The following is a 23,039-nucleotide window of genomic DNA, read 5'->3' on the forward strand; positions in this document are numbered from 1 at the left end:
TGCCGATGCCCTACACCCTGTGATACTCTGCTATTTTATAATTGAGATAGGCGTCTTTCGATGACTGCTCCTTCGCGCCCACAGACAAACTTACTGAGTCTGACCGAGACCCAGATGGCCACGCTTGTTCGCGAGTTCGGCTGGCCAGGGTATCGGACCGGGCAGATTCTGCGCTGGCTCTATCAGCGCCGGGCTCGCACCATCGCTCAGATGACCGATCTCTCGCAGAACGATCGTGAGAAACTGGCAACCGTCGCAACGATTCAGCGCACTCAGAACTGCACCGTGCTCCAATCGTCCGACGGCACGCGCAAACTACTCCTGACCTTGGACGATGACCTTCGCATTGAAACGGTGCTCATCCCCGATGAAGACCGGCTGACGCTCTGCGTCTCAACACAGGTCGGCTGCATGCTGGACTGCGGCTTCTGCCTGACCGGCACGATGGGGTTGAAGCGTAATCTCAAAGCACATGAAATCGTCGATCAGGTACTGACCGCTCAGGATCAACTCACCGGCGAAGAACGGCTCACCAACCTTGTGTTCATGGGCATGGGCGAACCGCTGGCGAATAGTGAGGCGCTGTCCGCCGCAATCCGGTGCCTGACAAACAAATCATGGGGACTGGGCTGGTCGCCGCGTCGCATTACGGTTTCGACCGCGGGACTTGCCACCCGGCTGAAAGATGCGGCCGCGCTGGGAGTGAATCTGGCGATTTCTTTGAACGGCACGACAGAGGAACAGCGGCAACGGTTGATGCCGGCAGCCAGTCAGATCGCCTCGCTCAAGACCCTTATGGCCGCCTGCAGGCGATATCCGCTCCCTCCCATGCGGCGGTTGACGTTTGAATACGTCTTGCTCGCCGGGGCAAACGACAGCGATGACGATGCCCGGCGCCTCGTGAAGCTGCTCGCAGGCATCCGGTGTAAAGTGAACCTGATTCCGTTCAACGAGTTTCCCGGAAACGCCTTCCACCGCCCAACCGATGATCGCATTTTCACGTTCCAGGCCATACTGACCCGCGCCGGCATCGACGCGTTCATTCGCAAAAGCCGGGGGCGCGACGTACTGGGAGCTTGCGGCCAATTGGGCAATATTCCGGCCGGACAGGTCTCGGTTGCCTTGACACAAATCGAATCCCGTTGTTAGCATGCCTCGTGCGACTCACCCAATTATGAAGTCACAACACCACCGTCACCGATCAATCCTGTTCACCGTACTCACTCTCTGCCTGTGGGCAGACACGATCTACGCCGCTGAGCCACACGAATATCTCTTGTCCAATGGAATGAAAGTCCTGCTCGTGGAGGTCCCGAAGGCCCCCGTCGCGACCGTACAGGTCTGGTACAAAGTGGGTTCGCGCAACGAAGTGATGGGCCGAGCCGGGCTGTCCCATATGCTCGAACACATGATGTTCAAAGGCACGGCGAAGTATCCAAAGGGCTCCTTTTCCCGGATCATCCGGAAAAACGGCGGTGTCGATAACGCCTTTACCAGCCAGGATTTTACCGCCTACTTTGAGAACCTCGCAGCCGATCGCGTCGAGCTCGCTTTGGAAATGGAAGCGGATCGGATGCAGGGACTGATCCTCGACAACAACGAGTTTCAAACCGAGCGCGAAGTTGTGAAGGAAGAACGCCGGCTGCGCACGGAAGACGATCCCCAAGGGGCTCTAGTCGAGGCGCTCTTCGCGCAGGCCTATTTCAGCCACCCCTACCACTGGCCGGTCATCGGTTGGTTCGCCGACTTAGATGCCATGTCGCTGGACGATTTGCAGCGCCACTACGACACCTACTATTCGCCGAATAATGCCACGCTGATCGTGGTGGGTGATATCAAGGCAGACTCTTTACTCCCGACCATCAAGCACCTCTTCGAACCGATTCCCAAGGGTCCGAGTCCGAAGGCCACGCTGGCGGTCGAGCCGGAGCAGCGCGGCGAACGGCGTTTTCTCTTAAAACGTGAGGCGCAAGTCCCCTTCGTCATGCTGGGGTTCCGCGTGCCGAACTATTCCAGCGACGACTCCTACGCCCTGGACATTCTGGAGTCGATCCTGTCGCATGGAAAAAGTTCGCGCCTCTATCAGAGCCTCGTCTACGATCAAAAGAACTCCCTGGCCGTCGGGGCCGAATACAGCCTGATGCAGACCGATCCCAGCCTCTTCTACTTCTATGCCCTGGTGAATCCTGGCGCCAAAGTGGAGTCGGTCGAGGACGCGCTGTATCGCGAAATCACCCGACTCCAGAACGAGCCGCCGACCGAATTGGAACTGCAGCGGGCGAAAAATCAGGTGGAAGCCTCCCACGTATTTGAACAGGATTCGAACTTTCGATACGCCATGTTGCTGGGTCAATCAGAATCCATCGGAGCCGGCTGGCGGCGAGTCGATCAATTTTTAGAGCGCATCCGCGCGGTCACCGCCAAAGACATTCAACGAGTGGCCAAGCAATACCTGAATCCCGACAACCGGACAGTCGGCATTCTGATTCCTCAACCGCCTAAAGCGGCAGAGCCCCAACCGACCGCCGCACATGCCGGAAAGCCCTGATCATGATGGCCACGACTGCATCAAAAGGACTATTCACTCGGGTGAGCCAATGGCGTCGTACAAGTGCACTGCTGCTCACGACCGCCCTCTTCCCCCTCGCTACGACCCTCTATGCGGCTGACATCACGCCGATAAAATTCACCACGCCGAACGGGATGACCGTCCTGGTTCTGGAGCAGCACTTTCTCCCGATCGTGGAGATTCATGCCCTGGTCAAGACCGGATCGGCCTACGACCCTCCTGAGAAAGCCGGCGTCGCGAATCTCGTCGCCAGTCTTTTGGATGAGGGAACTACCAGCCGATCCTCGAAACAACTGGCAGAGCAAATCGATTTCATCGGCGGCTCACTGGAAGCGAAAGCCGGAGAGGACTTCACGACCGCCTCAGCGCGCGTACTGAAAAAAGATATCGACCTAGGCTTTGCGCTCCTCGCCGATGTGTTGATGCATCCCGCCTTCCCCAAGCACGAATTCGAGCGGGTGCGCTCACAGATCCTGGGAGAAATTTCCAGCGACAACGACGATCCCGGCCATGTGGCGATGAAGGCTTTCAACCAGCTGGTCTTTCACAATCATCCCTATCGATGGCCAGCACAAGGCACCGAAGACACCGTGGGCAAGATTACGCTGACGGACGTCCAGAGCTTCTATGCGAAGGAATATCTCCCCAATCAGGTGATTCTGACCATCGTGGGGGATCTTTCCGTCGAACAAGCTACGGCCCTTGTGCAAAACCATTTCGGCTCATGGAAGAAGGGCAACCCCCAGACCCGCACGACAAAGAAACCGGCAGCGGTGGAGAAGAAGGCGGTTCAGCTCATTGAGAAGGACTTGACTCAATCCACGATTGTCCTCGGCCACGGGGGCATTAGCCGGAATAACCCCGACTACTACGCCGTCACCGTCATGAACCATATTCTGGGGGCCGGAGGGTTTTCGTCCCGGCTCATGGACTCGATCCGCGACAAGCAGGGACTTGCCTACGGAATCATGAGCCACTACGACGCGCGCATGCTCCCCGGCTCGTTCTGGGTAAATCTTCAAACGAGAACCGAAGCCACGAACCAGGCTATTGCAGGCGTGCTGACGGAAATCAAAGGGATCCGCGACAGCCCGGTCAGCGACCAGGAGCTATCGGAAGCAAAGTCATTCCTCATGGGCAGCTTTCCGCTCCGCCTCGACTCAACCGCCAAGCTGGCCCAGGTGCTGGCGCAGGTTGAGTACTACGGACTGGGATTCGAATATTTCAGCCAGTACCCGAAATGGATCGAGCGCGTCACGAAAGACGACGTCCTTCGCGTGGCGAAACAATACCTCGACCCGCAGCACTATGCGCTCGTCGTGGTTGGCAACGTGGCCAAAGCCAAGGTCCGCCAGTAACAGACTCCCCGGCACTGTGCCGCTATGCAACCTCATCCGCTCGAACACAAGCTTCTGCATCTGCGCAAGATCATTGCGGCCATGGATTCCGTCCTGGTCGCCTATTCAGGCGGGATCGACAGCACATTCGTCCTGAAAGTCGCCCACGACGAACTCGGAGATTCCACCGTGGGTATCACGGCTATTTCACCGACCTTTCCAGCGATCGAACTGGAAACAGCCACCCGCGTCGCGAAGGAAATCGGCGCGCGCCATGAGTTGGTGCAGACCGACCAGTTGACAATCCCTGCTTTTACCGAGAACGATGCCGATCGCTGTTTTCATTGTAAGACCGACCTCTACCAATTGCTGGGCACGCTGAGAGAAACGCATGCGTCGGCTGTCATCGTGGACGGAACCAATCTCGACGATCTGGGCGATGATCGTCCCGGCCTCAAGGCCGCACGCGAATGGGGCGTTCGCAGCCCGCTGCTGGAAGCTGGGCTTACCAAATCAGACATTCGATGGCTTGCGAAAGACTTGGGGCTCTCGAACTGGGACAAGCCAGCTGCCGCCTGTCTGTCCTCACGCATTCCCCGGGGCGTCACGATCACCAGAGAAAAACTCAGTCGGGTGGAGCAGGCCGAAGAGGTCCTGTTTGCAGAGGGGTTCCGGCATTGCCGTGTGCGCGATCACGGCGAAATCGCCAGAATTGAAGTCGGTCAGAATGAACTGGCTCGACTGCTCGAGGGAGAACGAGGGACGAGAATCAGCCGACGCGTGAAGGAACTCGGCTTCCGGTTTGTGACGATTGACTTGGAAGGGTATCGGCCGGGCGGGGTGAGTATAGACCCACCGCGCCCGGCCAAGTAGAGCAAACCAAACTTGATTAGGAGTGCGACTTCGAGAGGGCGCTGAGCGCTTCGTCGGCAAACTTCCGGTGATCGGCATCCGTGAGGCTGCGCTGCACCACCTTCTCCGCCACCATCAACGCCAACTCCGTGGTCTGATTGCGGATGTCCTGCACGGCCTTCCGCCGCTCATGATCGATCTCGCGCGTGGCCTCGCCCTTGATGCGCTCCGCTTCCGTGCTCATCCGCTGTTCGTTTTCATCCAGCAGACGCTGTGCCCGCTCCTGGGCTGCCGCCAGAATGGCTTCGGCTTCCTTCGCCGCTGCACTGAGCTTCGCCTCATAGGTCTTCAGCGCACGCTCAGACTCTGCGCGGTGACGTTCAGCCTGGTCGAGGCTGTCCTTGATCTTCTTCTCCCGTTCTTCGAGGACGCTCAGGATGCCGGGAAAGGCAAACTTATAGAGCACGAAGAACAGAATCCCGAAGGACAGAATCTCCCAAAAAATCAGCGACGAGAAAAAACTCGATTCAAACTGCGGCATTGTTCACTCCCAACAAGTTGAGGTTGAGGCTGAGCGCCCAGGTGCCACACCGCAGGCTCGGCCTATCCCCGTCCTTACTTGCGAAGCCCCATGATGATGAACGCGATGACGAGCCCGTAGAGCGCGATGGCTTCCACGAGCGCGAACCCGATCCACATGTACTTACCAACGCGAGCTTCCGCTTCAGGCTGGCGGGCCACGGCTTCAATCATCTTGCCGAAGATGTACCCGATTCCGACACCGGCACCGGCAAAACCCGCCGCCGCCAATCCCATACCCAACAATGCTGCTGCTGCTGAATCCATTGTGTCCTACTCCTCCCTTGTCTGGCTGACACGCGATCAATGCGCGTGGTCATCATGGCCGTGCAGATGGAATGCGTCGCCCAAATAGACGCACGTCAACACGGTAAAAATATAGGCTTGAATAAATGCAATGCCGACTTCCAACCCGTTCATTGCAATCGTAAACACAAACGGCAACCAGCCGATCAACAGCCCGCCGCTGATCGCCAAACCAAAGAGCACCCCGAGAATGACGTGTCCGGCCGTCATATTGGCAAACAATCGAACGGCCAACGAAATCGGCCGGGCTAACTGGCTGATCAATTCGATAGGAATCATCAACGGCAAGAGCCATCCCGGCGTACCCGGCGGCACGAGAATCCCCAAGAACTTGGCGCCGTGCAGCAGAAACCCCATGACAAGACTCAGCCCGTACACCACACAGGCAAACACCGCCGTCACGACGATCTGACTCGTGACCGTATAGGAACCGGGAATCAGCCCGATGAGATTACAGAAAAGAATAAAGAGGAACAACGTGGCAATGAGCGGGAAAAACCGCATCCCGTCTTTCCCCATCGTATCCAGGATGATGCCCCGGATGAAATCCACCAGCATCTCCGCCAGGCTCTGCAATTTGCCCGGCACTAGCTGCCGCGCCGCCCCTGCCTTGAGCATCAAAAACGCGACCAGCGCCACCACGACCCACATGATGATGACCGCTTTGTTAATGGAGATATCGATCCCACCAACAGAGAGAGGAATGTAGTTATGCAGTTCAAACGGATGAAGCGGACTTTCTTCCACGGCTACCCTTTGCTTTCTGTATCAGGCGGTGAACCTGGCCACCGCATGGCCGACCGGTATGCGTTCCGTATGCCGGCGATCACTCCGAGCACCAACCCCACCACCATCCCCCAGGGAGTGGAATCAAGGAGGTAGGTATCCAACACCCAGCCCAACCCGCCTCCGACGATCAACGAAGCTAGCAGGTCGGTTCCAATCCGAACCGCCTGGCCGAGCCCCGCATAAAACGGACCTTGAGAAGGGGGCATTCCATTACTCACCGGTTAGTGCTCAGACAAGAATCTGAATGAGTACTCAACCGATTGCGAGCGCGCAATTCAAGCAGAATCCTCATTGAAATGTCAAGCCGTTAGAGACTCTGTCTCTCGCGAAAGCGCTACGGTATAGTATGCCAACCAAAACCGGTCGGACTTTCTGAATTCATGGCAACGACACGACCATCCCCCACAGCCTTTCTGCATGGAGCCCCGCAACCCTTGAGCCTAAGCCGGCGAGGCTTGGCCCCCAGCCCGTTCGAGCTGTATGCCCGCGTCGCCTCAAGCCAACAGGCCTCGTTTCTCTTTGAAAGCGGCAAAAGTCCGTCAACCAGCGGACGCTACTCCTTCTTCGCAACCAATCCCTACCAAGTCTTTTCGGGCACGCGAAACGACTGGACTAACCGTTCAGCCGATGGGCACATACAAACCGGCCAGAACCCGTTCGGAACTCTTACGCGCCTGATGCAACAATCAGTCATCTCCCGCCCCCCTGGAACACCGCCATTTTTCGGCGGAGCCGCGGGTTATTTGAGCTACGATCTGGTGCGGCAATTCGAGTCATTGCCGAACCATGCCGACGACGATCGGCATTTTCCAGATTTGGAGTTCGCCTTTTATGATCTTGTCGCGGCGTTTGATCATACCTCGGGCGAATGGCATTTCATGTTCTGCCCCCCGCTCGAACGATTCCTCGGAGAGACCCGAGAGCAGCTCTACCGGGAGGGTTGCGATAGACTCGCCGCGCTGGAAGCGCACGTATCCACGTCTCAGCCCCACCTACAGCCGGCGGATTCCTTAGCGCCTGTCAGCTTTCACCCACAGCAATCCCGGGACTCCTATATGGACCGAGTCCGGCGCTGCCAGGAATATATCGCCGCCGGTGATTTGTATCAGGCCAATCTCTCCCATCGCTTTTCGGTCACAAGCGACAGTTTCACGAAGCAGGCAGGACTCGCGACAGAGCTCCAAACCTATGCACGCTTGCGCCGCATGAACCCGTCCCCGTTCTCCGGCCTGTTGCGCACCGGGGACACCAGCATAATCAGCACATCACCGGAACGGTTAGTTCGCCTGGAGGGCCGTTCAGCCGATACTCGACCAATCGCCGGCACCCGGCGGCGAGGCTTGGACGACTCCGACGATCGTCGCCTGCAGAAAGAACTCCTGGATAACGAGAAGGAGCGCGCCGAACATTTGATGCTCGTTGATCTGGAACGAAACGACCTGGGGCGCGTGTGTGAGTTCGGCTCCGTCCACGTCGACGAATTCATGTCCATCGAGCAATATTCCCATGTCAGCCATCTGGTGTCGCATATCTCTGGGCAACTGCGGGCCGAGGTCACAGGCTTCGATCTATTGAGAGCCGTCTTCCCGGGCGGCACCATTACCGGCGTGCCCAAGATTCGCTGCATGGAAATCATCGACGAGCTGGAACCGTTACGGAGAGGCCCCTATACCGGGTCGATGGGCTATCTAAGCTGGAGCGGGGATCTCGACTTCAACATTATCATTCGCACATTGGTACTCCTTGAAGGACAGGGCTCCCTCCAAGTCGGAGCGGGGATTGTGGCGGACTCGGATCCCGCCAAAGAATATGAGGAGACGATGCACAAAGCACAGGCTTTTCTGAGCGCCTTGTCGTAGCATGCACTATGTGGATATTTCTCAACGATCGATTCGTCCCGGAACAGGATGCGACAATCTCCGTCTTCGATCATGGCTTTCTGTATGGGGACGGCGTCTATGAAACGATCCGCTCTTACGGGAGCCGGATTTTCATGCGAGATCACCATCTGTCGCGCTTACAGCGTTCTGCCGACGCCATCGGCCTGACAATCCCCATTCCGTTGAGCGAGTGGCCGCACCTCTTGCATGAAGCGATGGACCGCAATCAACTGGGAACTGAGGAGACCGACGCCTATCTCCGAATTACCGTGTCCCGCGGCGCGGGAGAGATCGGGCTCGATCCGGCCCTCTGTCCGACACCCACTGTCGTCATCATGGCCAAACCGCTCCATCCGCCCGCTACTGAGTTGTACCAGCGCGGCGTGTCACTCATTGTTGCCCGCACGAGACGCAACCTGCAAAGCGCGCTCTCCCCGCAGATCAAGGCCACCAACTTCCTGAACAACATTCTGGCGAAACGCGAGGCGATTGCCGCACAGGTCTTCGACGCGCTCTTTCTGAATTGGGAAGGCCTTCTCACCGAATGCACCGTGAGTAATCTATTCTTTGCAACGCAAGGCCAGCTGTACACCCCATCCATCGACTGCGGTCTTTTGGATGGCATTACGAGATCGATTCTGTTGCAGATGGCGGAAGAGCTGAAGATTCCCGTGTGCGAAGGGCAATTCACTCCGGAAGAGCTGCTGCATGCCGACGAATGTTTCCTGACGAATACCAGCATGGAAGTCATGCCGGTCGTTTCAGTCAACCAGCAACCCATTGGGCAGGGCATCCCAGGGCCCTTGACCCGTCAATTACACCGTCATTTTATCGACAATCGAAGTCGCTATTTAGAACCGCTCGACTAACCTCTTCCGATCAAACCATTGCTTTTATTGCAGTACCCTCATGACAAGAAAGGGGCACAAGACGTGCAGATCCTTGACACCCAGGTGCAGGCTGCTATCGTTTGACCATGCCAAACACAACAAGAGCGCGAAGGAACGACCAATTGAAAACCTCTCAACTACTTCTCGGAACGGCCCTCGTGGGGGCTCACTGGCTACTTTCAGGGCTTCCGGCAGCACAGGCCGAGATCTACCAATACATCGATGCCAACGGGACCATCTCGCTGACCAATGTGCCGACCGACCTACGCTACCGGCGGATCACCTCGCAGCCAAACAGGCTCCATCCCGTCCTGTCAGAGCGGGAGCTCGAACCGATGATCAGCCGGTATTCCCGACAGCACCAATTACACCCTGCCCTCATCCGGGCGGTCATTAAAGCGGAATCAGGGTTCGACCCCATGGCGGTGTCACGAGCCGGCGCCATTGGCCTGATGCAACTGATGCCACAAACAGCCGTCCGCCTCGAAGTGCGGGACCTCTATGATCCTGAAGATAATATTGGGGGAGGGACGAAATATCTCCGCCAACTGCTGGATCGATTCCGAGGGAACCTTCCCTTGGCACTTGCAGCCTACAATGCCGGGGAACATACCGTGGATCGCTATCGTGGACTCCCACCGATCGACGAAACCCGCCAATACGTCCGCAAAGTCATTCGCTATTACCGGACGTTTCTGATTAAGGACGGCGCGATGACCGGGCACGTGATCGCTGCTGCCGAATCTGCAGCGCCACAACCACTCCCCGCTTCTTTGCCGGCCTCGGTTCAGTAGGATCACTGGCGATCCGCAACTGACTGTGCTGCTTCCAGCCTGGCCGTTTCGACTCGGGGCAATCTGAGCGAAAATGCGCTCCGACGCTGTTCTCACGCCATAATGCGGCTTCCGCGACACAATGCGCGACCTGCACCATGTTCTTAACTTCCAGCTCAGCCCTCGTCGTAGAGAACCTGGCGACGAGCTGTGTCCAGCGGGACAATTGAGCCGTGGCGCGAATGAGCGACTCACGCGACCGAATCACCCCGACCTGCCCCCACATCGTCCGGCGGAGCGAGCTCCTGAGCTTCTCTACATCTTCTAGCGTCGCCTCTCCTGCGGGCTGAAGTATCTCTGCGTGCGAAGACAGCTCGGGGAATTCTTGCCCCTGAGCAAACGCAATTGCCGTGACACCAGCCCGCATCCCAAAGACCAGTCCCTCCAACAGCGAATTGCTCGCCAGGCGATTAGCCCCGTGCACGCCGCTACAGGCCACCTCGCCGGCCGCGAACAATCCCGGCAGCGTGGTGGCCCCATTCACGTCGGTCCACACTCCGCCCATCATGTAGTGGGCGCTGGGCGAAACAGGAATCCACTCTTCAGTGATATCGATATCTGATCGCAAACAGGTCGCATAGATCGTCGGGAATCGACGCTTGATGAAATCGGCTCCCAGATGTGTGACGTCGAGATACACATGCCGAGCGCGCGTCGCCGCCATCTCGGCCCAGATCGCCCGCGATACGATATCCCGCGGAGCAAGGGCCCCGAGCGGGTGGTATCTCTGCATAAACAACTCGCCCTTATTATTACGCAACTGCCCGCCTTCTCCGCGCATAGCTTCGGACAAGAGGAACGGCGGACTGGAAGGGAGATAGAGCGAGGTCGGATGAAACTGGACGAATTCCATATCCTGCAGCATGGCTCCTGCCCGAAACGCCATCGCCATGCCATCGCCGGTAGCGTTGGGAGGGTTCGTCGTCCGGGCGTAAATCTGTCCGGCGCCGCCCGTGGATAACACGACGGCTTTCGCGGGAATAATGAATTGCCTCGACGATGATTCATCGAGCACGACCGCCCCGCAGCAACGCCCCTCCTCCACCACCAGATCAACTGTAAAGTGATAGTCGAGCCGCTGGATGCGCTTCTGCCGCGCGACCTGCGCCATCAGGGCTCGCACCATTTCGTTGCCCGTGGCATCTCCGCGTGCGCGCAAAATGCGGCTTCGGCTATGCGCCGCTTCTCGAGCAAAGGCAAACTTTCCATCCGTCTTGTCGAATTTGGCGCCCCACCGGATTAATTCCTGAATCCGCGCCGGCCCTTCCTCCACCAGCACCCGAACCGCCTCGGGGCGACACAGCCCGTGGCCGGCCTTCAACGTATCGGTCCGGTGAATCGCGACATCGTCCTCTTCACTGAGCGCCACCGCCACGCCCCCTTGCGCATAGATCGAATTACTCTGCAGCGGATGCCCCTTTGTCAGCATGATGACACGGCCTTCCCGGCTCAACTCCAGGGCCGCGCGCAACCCGGCCACGCCGCTCCCGATGACCAGAAAGTCGGCTTTAGGGAGAGCGGATCTTTTCCGCGACTGAGTTGCTGACTGTTTCATTGGGGCAGCGGTTTCTGCGGGACTGCGGGAAGGTCGGATAAAGCCTGGCGCACCTTCATTCCAAACGGCAAATCACCTTGCACGCCACGAAGAAGAATCGATTGTTTGCCCACCCACTGCAGGCGAGCATGTCCACGCTGACGGATACCGGCGTCGTCGGGATTTTTCTTCCACACCCCCTGCCAATGCACATACACGTCAATATTTTCTCCGTCGATCATGATGCGCTCGGTTTTAAAGTCCAGCTGAATGGATTGAAACAATTCGAAATCCTGCGCGGCCTCCGCTTGGATTTGCTCCAACGACTCCGCAGGCAACATTACATCCTGAAACGCAGACCGGTCTCGATGCTGATACGCTTCCCGTAACGCTTCCACCGCACGATCGATGCGGGTAAAACGCTCATGATCCTCAGGATACTGGAGCGTCTTCGATGAGCAGGCCACGCCTGTCAGCAATATCGCCACGCCGCACCAACGGAGCACGCGCAAGCGAAACCGTGAGGCCGGATGATTCGTATTCATAGAGTTGCAGTATAGGAACGTCCCGTGGATCGGTCAAGGCGCGGGGCCGCTGTCGACCCGACGGGAAACCAGATCACCACAATCATTCACGGCCAGTCACCGGCTGGCTTGCTTTTTGTCCAAAATGTCTCTAGACTCGCCCGTCTTTGGAGATTCATTGCATGTCGAGCGTGTTAAAAAAGCGGCGGAAAAAAATGCGCAAACACAAGTACAAGAAGTTGCGCAGACGCCAAAAATTCTTACGTCGTAAGAGCTAGCTCACCCCGTTCACCGGGAGGAGGACATTGTGCCGGAAGGCAAGAAGGTTCGCATCCGCGTCCGTACGGTGAATTGCACCTACGTGGGGGACTTTCTCGTTCCGCCAATGCGCCATCGCGTCTCGGATGCGATCAACGAGGAAGTGCGGCTCTTTATCAGCCTGACGGACGTGGTCATCAACGATACGGATCGTTCTGACTATGTGGCCCTCAACAAGAACCTGATCGAGTCCATCGCACAGCTCTAGCGCCTTGTCTTTCGCCCACTCTCGGGTGCATCCCGTCGACCCAGATCCCTATCAGTATGGGGACAGCACAGGGGGATAGGGTGCCGCTCTTACACCGAAACTCCCGGACACATGTCGCCCTTTAGACGATTTCTTCCATTTGTACGCCCGTACCTGTCGCGCATGATCGTGGCGGGACTCCTTGTGATGGGAGTGGCCGCCATCAACCTCGCCTTGCTGCGCCTGGCCGGCACACTCTGGGACGTCATTACCGTCCAGCACGATCGCGATCGCATGACGGAATTGATCGGGCTGTTCATCGGCCTGGTCCTTCTGCAAGGCCTCTGTTCGATGGGGCACAGCTACCTGACCACCTGGATCTCCCAGCGAGTCGTCGCCGACTTCCGCACCCATCTCTTTGCGCATCTCCAAAACCTCGCGGTCAGCTTCTTCGCGAAGAGGCGAACGGGGGAATTGCTCTCCCGCCTGATGAACGATGTCACCGTCATTCAATCCATCGTCACCGAGACACCGATCGACACCGCCAAGCAGCTGGTCACCTTCATCGGCGGCATCGGATTCTTGCTGGCGATGAATTGGCGGCTGTGCCTCCTCATCCTGCTCCTGCTTCCGCTCTTGGTGCTCGTCGCCAAATTTTTTGGCCGCAAGCTGAAGTCCCTCTCGACCTCGATCCAGGATCAAACCGCCGCGCTCAGCACCCTATTGGAAGAGGTCATTTCGGGTATCCGCATCGTGAAGTCCTTCGTGCAAACCAAGCGGGAAGAAGGCCGTTTCTTGACCCAGGTCCAGCTAGGCTTGACTCTCTCACTCAAACGAGCCGGCATCATGGCCCTCTTCGTTCCCGTCATCAGCCTGCTGACATTTTCAGCTGCCGCGGCCGTCTTGTGGTACGGCGGCACCCAAGTCATTGAAGGCACCGTGACACCGGGCGATCTCTTCGCCTTCGTCCTCTTCGCGGGCATCCTGATCGGGCCCTTCAGTTCGGCGGCTCGAGTGTTTGCGCAAATCAAGGAGGCCCAGGGCGCCACCCAGCGTGTATTTGAAATCCTCGACGCCGAAGCAGACATCCGAGATGTCCCAAATGCGCACGTCCTCTCCGCAGTGAAAGGCCACGTGCGCGCCGAGCAGGTCAGCTTCAGTTATGACCCTCGCACCCCAGTGTTGTCGCATCTGTCATTCGAAGCGCAACCGGGCGAGCTCGTCGCCTTTGTCGGGCCGACGGGAGCCGGCAAAACCACCGTCATCAATCTGCTCCATCGTTTCTACGACCCTATCGAAGGCCGCATCACCGTGGACGGGCACGACCTGAAGGAGGTCACGGTGGATAGTTGGTACCGGCAGGTCGCGCTCGTCCCGCAAGAAACCATCCTCTTCGGCGGGACCATTCTCGACAACATTCGTTATGGGAACCCCGATGCGAGCGAGGCGGCGGTGCAGGAGGCGAGCAAGGCTGCGCACGCGCACGAATTTATTTCGGCCTTCCCGGACAAATACCTGACCGTGGTGGGCGAGAAGGGAATCAACCTGTCAGGCGGCCAACGGCAGCGTATTGCCATCGCCCGGGCAATTCTCAAAAACCCGCGCGTCCTGCTGCTCGATGAAGCCACCTCATCGCTCGACACCGAATCAGAACGGCTGGTCCAGGAAGCGCTGGAACGACTGATGGAGGGACGGACGACGTTTGTCGTCGCGCATCGACTCTCCACGATTCAGCGTGCGGACCGTATCCTTGTCCTGGATAAGGGACGAGTCGTGGAAGAAGGCACCCACGCCCAACTCCTTGAGCGCAAAGGGTTCTATCACTACCTCTACACCATCAGATTCGCCGAACAGACATCCTAGCCACGAACAGCTTCTCGTTATCCCGTCACGGCCATCTCTGCTACTTACTGCAGCTTCTCCACCCGCACGCCTAAGAGCCGGATCCGTTGACGTCGCGGATTCTCCCGTCGATCGAGAAACGGGAGCAGCAACTTCAGCAGTTCGCGACGCACCCCCGGCCCATCCTGTACCGGATCGGCAAAGGTATGGGCCCTGGTGACCGTGGTGAAATCTGCAAACCGCACAATTATGGCGACCGTCCGACAGGCGTCGAATCCCTCCTGCGCCAGTCGCGTAAACACGCCGTCACGTAACTGGGAGAGTCGCTCCACGAGAACCTGTGAGTCCAGCGTATCCTCATCAAAGGTCTCTTGTTCACTGATCGATTTCGGCTCGCCATGCTCCTCCACCGGCGAGTCATCTTGCGCGCGGATCTTGGCATACCATTCCAGCCCCCGCTTCCCGAACCGCGCGTCCATGTCAGCCAGGCTGAGCCGTTTCAGCTCTGCGACGACACGGATCTGCTGCGCGGCCAGCATCGATTCGGTCTTCGGCCCGATTCCCGGAATCGCCCGAACCGATAGCGGCGCAAGAAACGCTTCCGCCTCAGCCTCAGTGACCACCGTAAACCCATCCGGCTTCTGAACACCTGACGCGATCTTCGCGATCATTTTATTAGGCCCGATCCCGACCGATGCCGTCAGTCGTTCTTCGGCGAGAATCGCTCCCTTGATCGAGCGGCATAACTCCGCCGCAGCCTCGAAAGAGCCGGTGCCGGATAGATCCCCATACGCCTCATCGATGCTTGCCTGCTCAAGCACAGGAATCGCGCGACGAGCGATAGCCATCACCGCTTCGGATACCCTCGCGTACTTGCACATATCGACGGAGACGAAGATGACCGGGGGCAACCCTTTTCGCCGCGCTGCTTCAGAGAGGCGCCACGCTGTGGAAATCGGCGTGGCTGAATAAATCCCGTACTCGCGCGCTTGGTAATTGGCCGTCGACACGACTCCGCGCCCCTGACCCTGCGCCGGATCGGCCCCCACCGCCAGAGGACGCCCTCGAAACGCCGGCGTATCCCGCTCCTCAATCGCGGCATAGAACGCATCCATGTCGATGTGCGCAATGATTCTTGGCATCATCCCATTCCATTTCCATGACTGCAGCCAGCGGTATAACACTGACTGGCATCAGATAGGTAACGGCTTCTTTCGCCACGAACACCAAAGATGTTCCGCAGCCACAGACAAGAAGGTCAGAGAGAGAAAGCAGGACACAGGCGGGCGAACACAGATCGTAGGAGGAATCCTACACACGACAACATACCCGAGCGAGACAGGAAGCCACTACGCGTGAAGGGATAACCAATCCCTGCCAGAAATGGCCTTACCGGACCTTGGAGAAATCCGCGTCGAATTCGCTGGTTTTGCCATCCGGGAAGAACACGATGACTTTCGTCTTCCCGTTCGGATCGAAGCTATCGTAGGCGAAGCGCGCGGTAAATCGCGATCGGAAGGCCGGACCCTGGCCGTCGTTCTTGCGGCCCTTTTCCGCAGGGCTCACGTCGACCGGCTTGATATTCTTATTTCCCTGCTGAAAGGCCACCTGCGCGCCTTCAGCAAAATACTCATCGTCGCCACAGAGCTGCACTTCCAGCTCCATGTTCGGCATGTCGACGACTTTCTTGATGAACTCGTCCGGCATGCGAATCTCTTTCTTCTGCTTCTTGGATTCCGCCGCTTCCTGCCGCCCAAAGGCTTCGAGCCGGAACCGCTTGGTGCGAAGAATGGCGCTGGCGCCGCAGGGGTCTTTCTCTGGATCTGATCCGACCCGGGTGGCTAAGGACGCTTGCTGCAGAACCTTCTTGACGTCTTCAGGAGAATTGGCTTTGTCCATCGGAATACGGCCGGCCTCCAGAGCCTTCTGCGCGTCGTCCACGGACAGCTTCACGTCAATGGCCGACGCCGTCTGAGGTCCGACCAACACCAGAATTCCCAAGAGACTCGACACCGCCACCATTCCTTGACGCCGATGGGTTCTGCTCTGCATAACCGCCTCCCTGAAGATAAAGCCAAGAAAAGACTGGCGCATTGTAGGGGAAGCGCCAGGTCATTTCAATCGTGCGCAAACCGTGCCCAGTTCGGATACGGCTTGTCGCGATACAGCGCATCGACATCGACCGGAGCAAGCAGACCTGCGCCGGCCAGCAAGGTCGCCACGGTCCGCAAGGGCAACCCGACAATGCCAAGAAAATCGCCACAGATCGCCTCGATGAGCTCACCGCCTATACCCTGAATGGAATAGGCGCCGGCCTTTCCCATCGGCTCTTGCGTCGCCAGGTATCGCTCGATGGCGGCTTCGTCAAAGCCTTTCATCTGCACCGTGGCAGTCTCGATCGCAACAGATTCATACCGAGGGATCTGCCGACAGAGGGCCACGGCCGTATGCACCTCATGCGGCCGCCCCGCCAATCTCGTCAGCATCGCGCGGGCATCGGCCAGATCCGCCGGCTTGCCCAACATCTGCCCATCGAGTTCAATCACGGTATCGCTGCCGAGGACCAGAGAGGCCGTTCGCGCAATCGCAATCGACCGCGCCTTCTCACGCGCAAAGTGTTCCACCTGTTGCCGTGGGCTCCATCCTGGCTGAGGCACTTCTTCAAAATTCGGAGCGATGATCTCGAATGGAATACCGAGCAGCGCAAGGAGTTCGCAGCGGCGAGGAGAGGTTGAGGCGAGAATCAACTGCATCGCGACACAAGAGTCTGGGCCTCATTCGACAGATCATCGCCGGACACTCCATCTGTGACCTGACCATCGACGATCTGATTGGCATGATAGCGGGCGATCATGGCCTCCACATCCTCCGCAGAAGACACGCGAAACATCTGCCCCCGCAACGCCGCGGCATGCGGAAAGCCTTTGCAATACCAGCCCAGGTGCTTCCGCATGCGATGAAATTGTCCCGGGCCGCAGATCGCCTGGAACTGCCGCGCATGGTCGAGCATCAGGGCGAAGCGCGCATCAAGCGCTATCGGCTGGTCATGAATGGACGCGTCTGACGCATCCGCCTTTGTCAACGCACGGGCGTGCTCTTTGGCGCGAAAAAACCATGGCGCCCCCAGCACAGCCCGCCCGACAAGCACCCCATCCACTTGCGTGGATCGCACGCGACTCACCACCTCACCGAGGTTTTGGACATCGCCGTTCCCCAATAGCAGAATCCCGGTCCCTTTCACGAGCTGGGCCGCCCTGGCGATCGCCGACCAATCCGCCTCGCCACGATACATTTGCCGGAGAGTGCGCCCGTGCAGCGTGATCGCGACGGGTTTTTCTTGAATCAGATGCGAAACCCAGTCTTCCACAATCACGGAGTCATAACCCAGCCGCGTCTTTACTGACAGCGGCAACACGCGCCGCTGAACCGGGGCTGCACCCTGGCGTCCGGCATTCATCGCCTGAATCGCCGCAATCCTGGCTGGTTTAAACCCGACCTGCTCCAACGTCTGTCCGTTCGCCCAATCGTGAATCGCACGACTGGTGGCTTGCATGATCGCATGAGCGACATCCGGCGTCCTGATCAGACCGGCGCCCGAACCGGATGACGCCACATTCTTCGACGGACAGCCCATGTTAATGTCGATCCCATCGAATCCTAATTCACAGGCTGCGTGCGTGGCCTGGTAGAACAACGCCGGATCCTTGCCATACAACTGTGCGACGACCGGCCGTTCCAATTCACTATAGATCAGCGTGTTCAGCAGAAACTCCGGCCCCCGACAGACATCATGAACGTGCGTGAACTCGGTAAAGGTCACATCAGGCCTGCCGTGCTGAGCGATGACTCGACGGAACGTCGCATCCGTCACCCCGTCCATCGGAGAGAGGCCCATAATCGGATAGGGTAATGTCGACCAGAAGCTCATCGGTGTACCCCCGTCGACTGCAGTGGCCCTTCGTTGGCAGCCTGATAGGCCTGGCGCAGTTCGGTCGCTTCCCGTTGTACCAGCGGCGTCAGATCCGACGCCTGTTCACGCACAAATTCCACAAACCGATCAATCTTTACGTCGAAGAAATCATAGGATCGCGTCACCGGATGCGGAAGGCGAAACCAATAGAACACAAAGCCGTCAAGAGCGATCTGCTTTCCGGCCAATTCCTGACAAGTCTCTGGAAACATGGCTTCGATATCGCCGCCCCAGTGAAGAATTTCGTAGGGCAGATATTTTGCTCGATACCAGTCGAGCTCCTCTGCACAGGCCATTGGCGCCTTCCAGTTCGGCCCAACCGGCTCTGCGCGACTCGACACCACCTGCGCATACTGGTCATAGGCCTCGGCCAGAGACTCACTCTTCGAAACTGAGTCGGGTTCTGTAATGAATTGTGCTGGAACTGGCGAAGGAGAAGGCGCACATGCGACTAAGCCTCGCGGGATAGCTTGATGAAATACATTCCTATATCGCTCTAAAAACCATGCCAACTCGTCGGCAATAAGATCGCTGGTCTTCGTATCAACTTCAAGCGCCATCCCTCGCAAATGTTCCAATCGACCGCACCGAAGAATCTGATCCAACATCTCGAACAACACTGGGGGAATCGGCGCAGCATGGGCATCCGTCCATCGCGGGAGGAGATTCGGATCCTCACAATGCACAACATCGTCCTTGCTGACCAGAGATTCATGCACGGCGAGCCCTGCGACATGGATCTCCACGACCCGCTCGACCGGAAACTCGCGCAGGAATTCGTCCACGAATTGCGCGAGAGACTGAGCCCGCCAGGCTCCAGAGTACCGATAGACGGTCCATAGATGTCCGATATCCAGCACCAGCCCGCAGGCGGCTTGGTCGGTAACGCGGCGAAAGTAGGCCGGAATCGAAAGGGTCCCGGCGACAAAGAACGTCAGCGGCGGCATCTCCAGCAGAAAGAGCGGAGAGCCGCCGTCCGGCAACGCGGCTCGTTGATCAAAAATCGCCTGGACCATGTTGATGTTCTTGGCCACCACGTCGGCACTCGACGCAGTATAGAGCGGAGGGAGATAGGTCCCGAACGAGTAGCCGGCAATATGCTTCGTCGCACATTCATGATTCGACCAGGCGCTCCGAAGCAGAGCGAGCTGGGACGCGAGCACCCGCGCTTCGCCTTGAAACAACGGATCAGACTCAGCTCCCGGTTGCGTCACCCAGAGGCCTTCTCCATGGTAGGGAAGCGGCACATCAGTCTGATCACGAACAGCGGCCAGCGCACTGGAGGTCGCATGAAATACCTCCAAGTACATCGGAAGGACTTGACGACGCGTCAGGTCGGCGAGCAAGCTAAGAAGGTCTGGCGAATAGACATCAACCGACAGCCCTAACCCATGAACCGGGATCCGGGCCACTCGGTCTTGAAAATCATGACACACATCACGCGACAGGGTCATCCGTCCGCCCTTTCACTCCAGCAACATTCCCCGCACCAGTGTCGTTCAGTGTATGCCGATAAACTGTTGTATGACAAGGCGTTGGCGGAGACGGGGGAACTCGGATCCGTCTGCTATACTTCCCATACACCGCTGCAGCCAGGACATGCGCCGGTCACCCTGAACACCCTGGCGATGCGATGGTAAGCCCAAACAATCAACAACAGAAAACACCGAACCCCAAACTAACAGTGGTCGCACACATGATGACTCCAGGTGTCGTTCAAATTCCCGGTGACATTTCCGTGACTGAAGCGGCCACTCTCTTGGAACGCGAACAGATGCCCTGCCTGCTGGTGAAAGACACGGATCTGCACTTCGGCTTGATGACGCCTTCAGACATTGTAAAGAAAGTGGTCGCTCTGGGCCTCGCCCCGGACGATATCGAAGTTCGAGCGATCATGTCTCACCCGGTGCATTTTATTGAATACGACCGCGCGGCGGATGAGGCCACGACACTGATGATGTCTTCGGGCGCCCCTATTCTCATCGTCACCAAACAGGAACAACCGGTCGGAGTCTTGACCGCACGGGATCTCGTCCTATCCCCCAAACGCTGTCATACTCGCGTCCCCGCGACGATTGGCGTCATGGATTCCAACTCACCAGGCGCCCAACATCAGGCCATTATCGTCCAGCTCAGCCATGTAGGCGCCATGGTCCAGACCGCCACTCTCTTGTTACCCGGCACACGCGTGTTCCTCAGGTTCGCCCTTCCTGATCTGACTGCCCCCCTGACCGTGACCGGAACTATCCTTGAGGACTATGACCCGGTTTACGAGTCCGGAAGAACCGGAACGGTGGGAAGCCCGAGTGTCGAGGTCCAATTCACCGGGCTCTCTCCGGCCGATCAGTCCCGCATCAAGGCCTGGGTTCTTCAGAATTCGCCTAAATCAACCGATCTATCGTAAGACGTAACACAAGTTGCGATCTTCTTTGACCGCGAGAACCGCGGCTGGTAAAATTTTCCTGAATCATTCTTGCTCACCCTCACAGGCTATTTATGGACTCCCCTATGAAATCCACGCAAAACCGCCCACGCACGATACTTTCCAACGATGAGATTCTGACCCAAATTCGCGCTCTCCTGGATAGCCCTGAAGACGATCTTCAGGCAGCACTGATGAAGGAGCTCCTGACCGGCTTTTTAAAGCTGCATGACTCGCATCTGGACCTCTTAGATCTGAAGATCATCAATCGCGCGGTCAAGGAACTGCGCCATGCTTTTGCCGTGTTCAACGGCTACCGCGATCGGCGGAAGGTCAGCATCTTTGGCTCCGCGCGCACGCCCTCCGATGACCCCAACTATCAGTTGGCCCACCAGTTTGCAGAACAAGTGGTGAAAGCCGGCTACATGGTCATTACGGGCGGCGCAGACGGGATCATGCGTGCCTCACAGGAAGGTGCCGGGCGTGAAAACAGTTTCGGGGTCAACATCATGCTCCCCTTCGAGCAAGGCGCGAATTCGACCATCGCCAATGATCCCAAGCTCATTACGTTCAAGTATTTTTTCACCCGCAAACTGATGTTCCAAAAGGAAGCGAGTGCCATCGCCCTGTTCCCGGGAGGCTTCGGCACCCACGACGAAGGCTTTGAAATCATGACGCTGGCGCAAACCGGCAAGAGCGACCCGCAGCCAATTGTCTGCCTCCAGGCACCCGGCTGCGATTATTGGGACGACTGGTCCGCGTTCATCGTAAAACAACTCCTGAAACGACGGCTGATCAATGAGGAAGACCTTAGCCTGTTTAAGATTGTGAACTCCGCGGAAGCCGCCGTGGAAGAAATCGCGAAATTCTATCGCCGGTACCATTCCATCCGATTCGTCGGGCGACTGATGGCAATGCGGCTAAACTCCCCCATTTCCGAAAAACATCTCGAACAGATCCAGACGCAGTTCAGCGATCTACTTTCCGAAGGGCAGTTTGAACTGCGGGCGGCTCTTGAAGAGGAACTCGACGAACCCGCTCTTGCGAAGCTCCCTCGGCTGGTCTTCCCTTTCAACCGTCGGAGCGCCGGACGACTTCGCCAGCTCATCGATTATGTGAATAGTCTTTGACGAGTACGACAGGCGATTTAACCGCCCCTTTAGTCCACCCCCGTACGCATGGTATTGTGGCGAATTACTATGAGTGATTCGCCACGCAGCCGCCAGTTCAGTACTCCCCCAAGCGCCGTCCTGTATCATGCAGACTGTGCGGATGGATTTGGCGCAGCCTGGGCCATTTGGAAACAATATCCCGCGGCGCGATTTATTCCCGTCAAGCACGGGAATCCTCCTCCCGCAGATATCAAAGACCAGCACGTCGTGATCGTCGACTTCAGCTACTCACGCCCGATTCTCGAAACGATGGCCGCTGAAACAAAAAACCTGTTGATCCTCGATCACCACATCACCGCCGAACAATCTCTCGCCGGCCTTCCCTATGCCTATTTTGACATGAAGAAGTCAGGCGCGGTCTTGGGATGGGAATGGGCGCACGGCACTTCGGCTCCTTGGCTGCTGCAATATATCCAAGACAAGGATCTCTGGAATTGGGCGTTACCGGGCAGCCGAGAAATCAACGCCGCCATTGCATCCTATCCATTCGACTTCCAACGATGGAATCGATTCAGCCAGCCAGAATTGGAACAAGAGGGGACGGCGATCCTTCGATACGAACAGGAACTCGTCGGGAAGCTCGCCGCTCAGGCCGTGATGGTCGAGTTTCAAGGCGCCGTTATCCCGTCCGTCCAGAGCGCCATCCTCACTAGTCAGATCGGGGAACGCCTCTCGCCGGACCATCCGTTCTGCCTGATCTGGCACGACCGGGATAACCGTCGCTACTTCAGTATGCGGTCCCGTGAAGACAGCACCGATGTGGGAAGCATTGCGGCTTCTTTTGGCGGCGGGGGCCATACCCACGCAGCCGGATTTTCTGTGCCTCTGAATGCCGATGGAACGCTCCCCTCAAACCCGGATCTGCCCCGTCCCATCATTGATCGTCGCCGAACGCCCTAGTGTAGTGATACATAAATAGCTTTACTTATTATACCGTACGGGTATACTCCTCCCCAAGAGGAGGACTGGCCTATGCGCATTGCCCCGTCCCTGCAGCTGACTGATCCCGAACGCCAGCAACTGGCGCAGTGGGCG

Annotated in this window: 23 protein-coding genes; 12 read left to right on the top strand and 11 right to left on the bottom strand. The window is 57.7% G+C overall.

The features are described from left to right. Positions 1-60: 60 nt before the first annotated feature. Genes rlmN through larE form a run of 4 tightly spaced genes read left to right on the top strand, consistent with a single transcriptional unit; the run spans position 61 to position 4,779 of the window. A complete protein-coding gene (gene rlmN / locus Q7U39_17605; GenBank protein MDO9119777.1) occupies positions 61-1,149 on the top strand; it encodes a 23S rRNA (adenine(2503)-C(2))-methyltransferase RlmN in 1,089 nt (362 codons plus the stop codon). Between the two features lie 25 nt (positions 1,150-1,174). Beyond that, positions 1,175-2,548, top strand: a complete 1,374-nt coding sequence (locus tag Q7U39_17610) for a pitrilysin family protein (GenBank protein MDO9119778.1) — start codon at positions 1,175-1,177, stop codon at positions 2,546-2,548. Positions 2,549-2,550: 2 nt separating this feature from the next. After that, positions 2,551-3,927 (top strand): pitrilysin family protein, encoded by a 1,377-nt coding sequence (locus Q7U39_17615; GenBank protein ID MDO9119779.1) that lies wholly within the window; start codon positions 2,551-2,553, stop codon positions 3,925-3,927. A 24-nt stretch (positions 3,928-3,951) separates the two neighbouring features. Beyond that, entirely contained in the window at positions 3,952-4,779 is an 828-nt protein-coding gene (gene larE / locus Q7U39_17620) for an ATP-dependent sacrificial sulfur transferase LarE (protein MDO9119780.1), read from the top strand. A 16-nt stretch (positions 4,780-4,795) separates the two neighbouring features. On the opposite strand, the gene atpF is transcribed toward larE, so the two are convergent. From atpF to Q7U39_17640, 4 genes are all read right to left on the bottom strand, one after another. Then, positions 4,796-5,299: a F0F1 ATP synthase subunit B gene (atpF, locus tag Q7U39_17625; GenBank protein MDO9119781.1), complete on the bottom strand. Its 504-nt coding sequence runs from the start codon at positions 5,297-5,299 to the stop codon at positions 4,796-4,798. Between the two features lie 74 nt (positions 5,300-5,373). Further along, on the bottom strand, positions 5,374-5,604 hold the full coding sequence (gene atpE, locus Q7U39_17630; GenBank protein ID MDO9119782.1) for an ATP synthase F0 subunit C: 231 nt from the start codon (positions 5,602-5,604) through the stop codon (positions 5,374-5,376). 36 nt (positions 5,605-5,640) lie between these two features. After that, the gene (locus Q7U39_17635; GenBank protein MDO9119783.1) at positions 5,641-6,390 is read right to left on the bottom strand and encodes a F0F1 ATP synthase subunit A; all 750 of its coding nucleotides are present in this window, start codon (positions 6,388-6,390) and stop codon (positions 5,641-5,643) included. Positions 6,391-6,392: 2 nt separating this feature from the next. Continuing rightward, on the bottom strand, positions 6,393-6,638 hold the full coding sequence (locus Q7U39_17640; GenBank protein ID MDO9119784.1) for an AtpZ/AtpI family protein: 246 nt from the start codon (positions 6,636-6,638) through the stop codon (positions 6,393-6,395). Between the two features lie 174 nt (positions 6,639-6,812). Between Q7U39_17640 and Q7U39_17645 the strand changes: the two genes are divergently transcribed. The 3 genes from Q7U39_17645 to Q7U39_17655 all read left to right on the top strand — a co-directional run bounded on the left by Q7U39_17645 (position 6,813) and on the right by Q7U39_17655 (position 9,996). Then, positions 6,813-8,291: an anthranilate synthase component I family protein gene (locus Q7U39_17645; protein MDO9119785.1), complete on the top strand. Its 1,479-nt coding sequence runs from the start codon at positions 6,813-6,815 to the stop codon at positions 8,289-8,291. 8 nt (positions 8,292-8,299) lie between these two features. Further along, positions 8,300-9,181 carry an aminotransferase class IV gene (locus Q7U39_17650; GenBank protein ID MDO9119786.1) on the top strand — a complete coding sequence of 294 codons (882 nt, stop codon included), beginning with the start codon at positions 8,300-8,302 and terminating at the stop codon, positions 9,179-9,181. 143 nt (positions 9,182-9,324) lie between these two features. Next, positions 9,325-9,996 carry a lytic transglycosylase domain-containing protein gene (locus Q7U39_17655; protein MDO9119787.1) on the top strand — a complete coding sequence of 224 codons (672 nt, stop codon included), beginning with the start codon at positions 9,325-9,327 and terminating at the stop codon, positions 9,994-9,996. On the opposite strand, the gene nadB is transcribed toward Q7U39_17655, so the two are convergent. Together nadB and Q7U39_17665 are read right to left on the bottom strand one after the other, a co-directional pair. Beyond that, positions 9,902-11,590 carry an L-aspartate oxidase gene (gene nadB / locus Q7U39_17660; GenBank protein MDO9119788.1) on the bottom strand — a complete coding sequence of 563 codons (1,689 nt, stop codon included), beginning with the start codon at positions 11,588-11,590 and terminating at the stop codon, positions 9,902-9,904. The two genes, Q7U39_17655 and nadB, sit on opposite strands and share 95 nt — an antisense overlap. Continuing rightward, entirely contained in the window at positions 11,587-12,114 is a 528-nt protein-coding gene (locus Q7U39_17665) for a hypothetical protein (GenBank protein MDO9119789.1), read from the bottom strand. The genes nadB and Q7U39_17665 overlap by 4 nt, the downstream gene beginning before the upstream one ends. 286 nt (positions 12,115-12,400) lie before the next feature. On the opposite strand from Q7U39_17665, the gene Q7U39_17670 reads away from it, so the two are divergent. Together Q7U39_17670 and Q7U39_17675 are read left to right on the top strand one after the other, a co-directional pair. Then, complete coding sequence (locus tag Q7U39_17670) at positions 12,401-12,619, top strand: hypothetical protein (protein MDO9119790.1); 219 nt, start codon at positions 12,401-12,403, stop codon at positions 12,617-12,619. Between the two features lie 111 nt (positions 12,620-12,730). Beyond that, positions 12,731-14,461: an ABC transporter ATP-binding protein gene (locus tag Q7U39_17675; GenBank protein ID MDO9119791.1), complete on the top strand. Its 1,731-nt coding sequence runs from the start codon at positions 12,731-12,733 to the stop codon at positions 14,459-14,461. Positions 14,462-14,505: 44 nt separating this feature from the next. Here Q7U39_17675 and dinB read toward each other — a convergent pair whose 3' ends face one another. The 5 genes from dinB to Q7U39_17700 all read right to left on the bottom strand — a co-directional run bounded on the left by dinB (position 14,506) and on the right by Q7U39_17700 (position 19,864). Beyond that, entirely contained in the window at positions 14,506-15,585 is a 1,080-nt protein-coding gene (dinB, locus tag Q7U39_17680) for a DNA polymerase IV (GenBank protein ID MDO9119792.1), read from the bottom strand. 244 nt (positions 15,586-15,829) lie between these two features. Continuing rightward, positions 15,830-16,492, bottom strand: coding sequence for a hypothetical protein (locus Q7U39_17685; GenBank protein MDO9119793.1), 663 nt, complete (start codon positions 16,490-16,492; stop codon positions 15,830-15,832). 65 nt (positions 16,493-16,557) lie between these two features. After that, positions 16,558-17,193: a Maf family protein gene (locus Q7U39_17690; GenBank protein ID MDO9119794.1), complete on the bottom strand. Its 636-nt coding sequence runs from the start codon at positions 17,191-17,193 to the stop codon at positions 16,558-16,560. Further along, the gene (locus tag Q7U39_17695; protein ID MDO9119795.1) at positions 17,184-18,368 is read right to left on the bottom strand and encodes a tRNA-dihydrouridine synthase; all 1,185 of its coding nucleotides are present in this window, start codon (positions 18,366-18,368) and stop codon (positions 17,184-17,186) included. Before Q7U39_17695 ends, Q7U39_17690 begins: the two co-directional genes overlap by 10 nt. Next, on the bottom strand, positions 18,365-19,864 hold the full coding sequence (locus tag Q7U39_17700) for a DUF692 family protein (protein MDO9119796.1): 1,500 nt from the start codon (positions 19,862-19,864) through the stop codon (positions 18,365-18,367). Before Q7U39_17700 ends, Q7U39_17695 begins: the two co-directional genes overlap by 4 nt. A gap of 242 nt (positions 19,865-20,106) precedes the next feature. Here Q7U39_17700 and Q7U39_17705 point away from each other — a divergent pair, with 242 nt between their 5' ends. The 3 genes from Q7U39_17705 to Q7U39_17715 all read left to right on the top strand — a co-directional run bounded on the left by Q7U39_17705 (position 20,107) and on the right by Q7U39_17715 (position 22,904). After that, on the top strand, positions 20,107-20,814 hold the full coding sequence (locus Q7U39_17705; GenBank protein MDO9119797.1) for a CBS domain-containing protein: 708 nt from the start codon (positions 20,107-20,109) through the stop codon (positions 20,812-20,814). Positions 20,815-20,918: 104 nt separating this feature from the next. Further along, positions 20,919-21,962 (top strand): TIGR00730 family Rossman fold protein, encoded by a 1,044-nt coding sequence (locus Q7U39_17710; protein MDO9119798.1) that lies wholly within the window; start codon positions 20,919-20,921, stop codon positions 21,960-21,962. A 69-nt stretch (positions 21,963-22,031) separates the two neighbouring features. Next, the gene (locus Q7U39_17715; protein ID MDO9119799.1) at positions 22,032-22,904 is read left to right on the top strand and encodes a DHHA1 domain-containing protein; all 873 of its coding nucleotides are present in this window, start codon (positions 22,032-22,034) and stop codon (positions 22,902-22,904) included. Positions 22,905-23,039: the final 135 nt, after the last annotated feature.

The sequence above is a fragment of the Nitrospira sp. genome (assembly GCA_030653545.1).
Classification (GTDB): Bacteria; Nitrospirota; Nitrospiria; order Nitrospirales; family Nitrospiraceae; genus Nitrospira_D.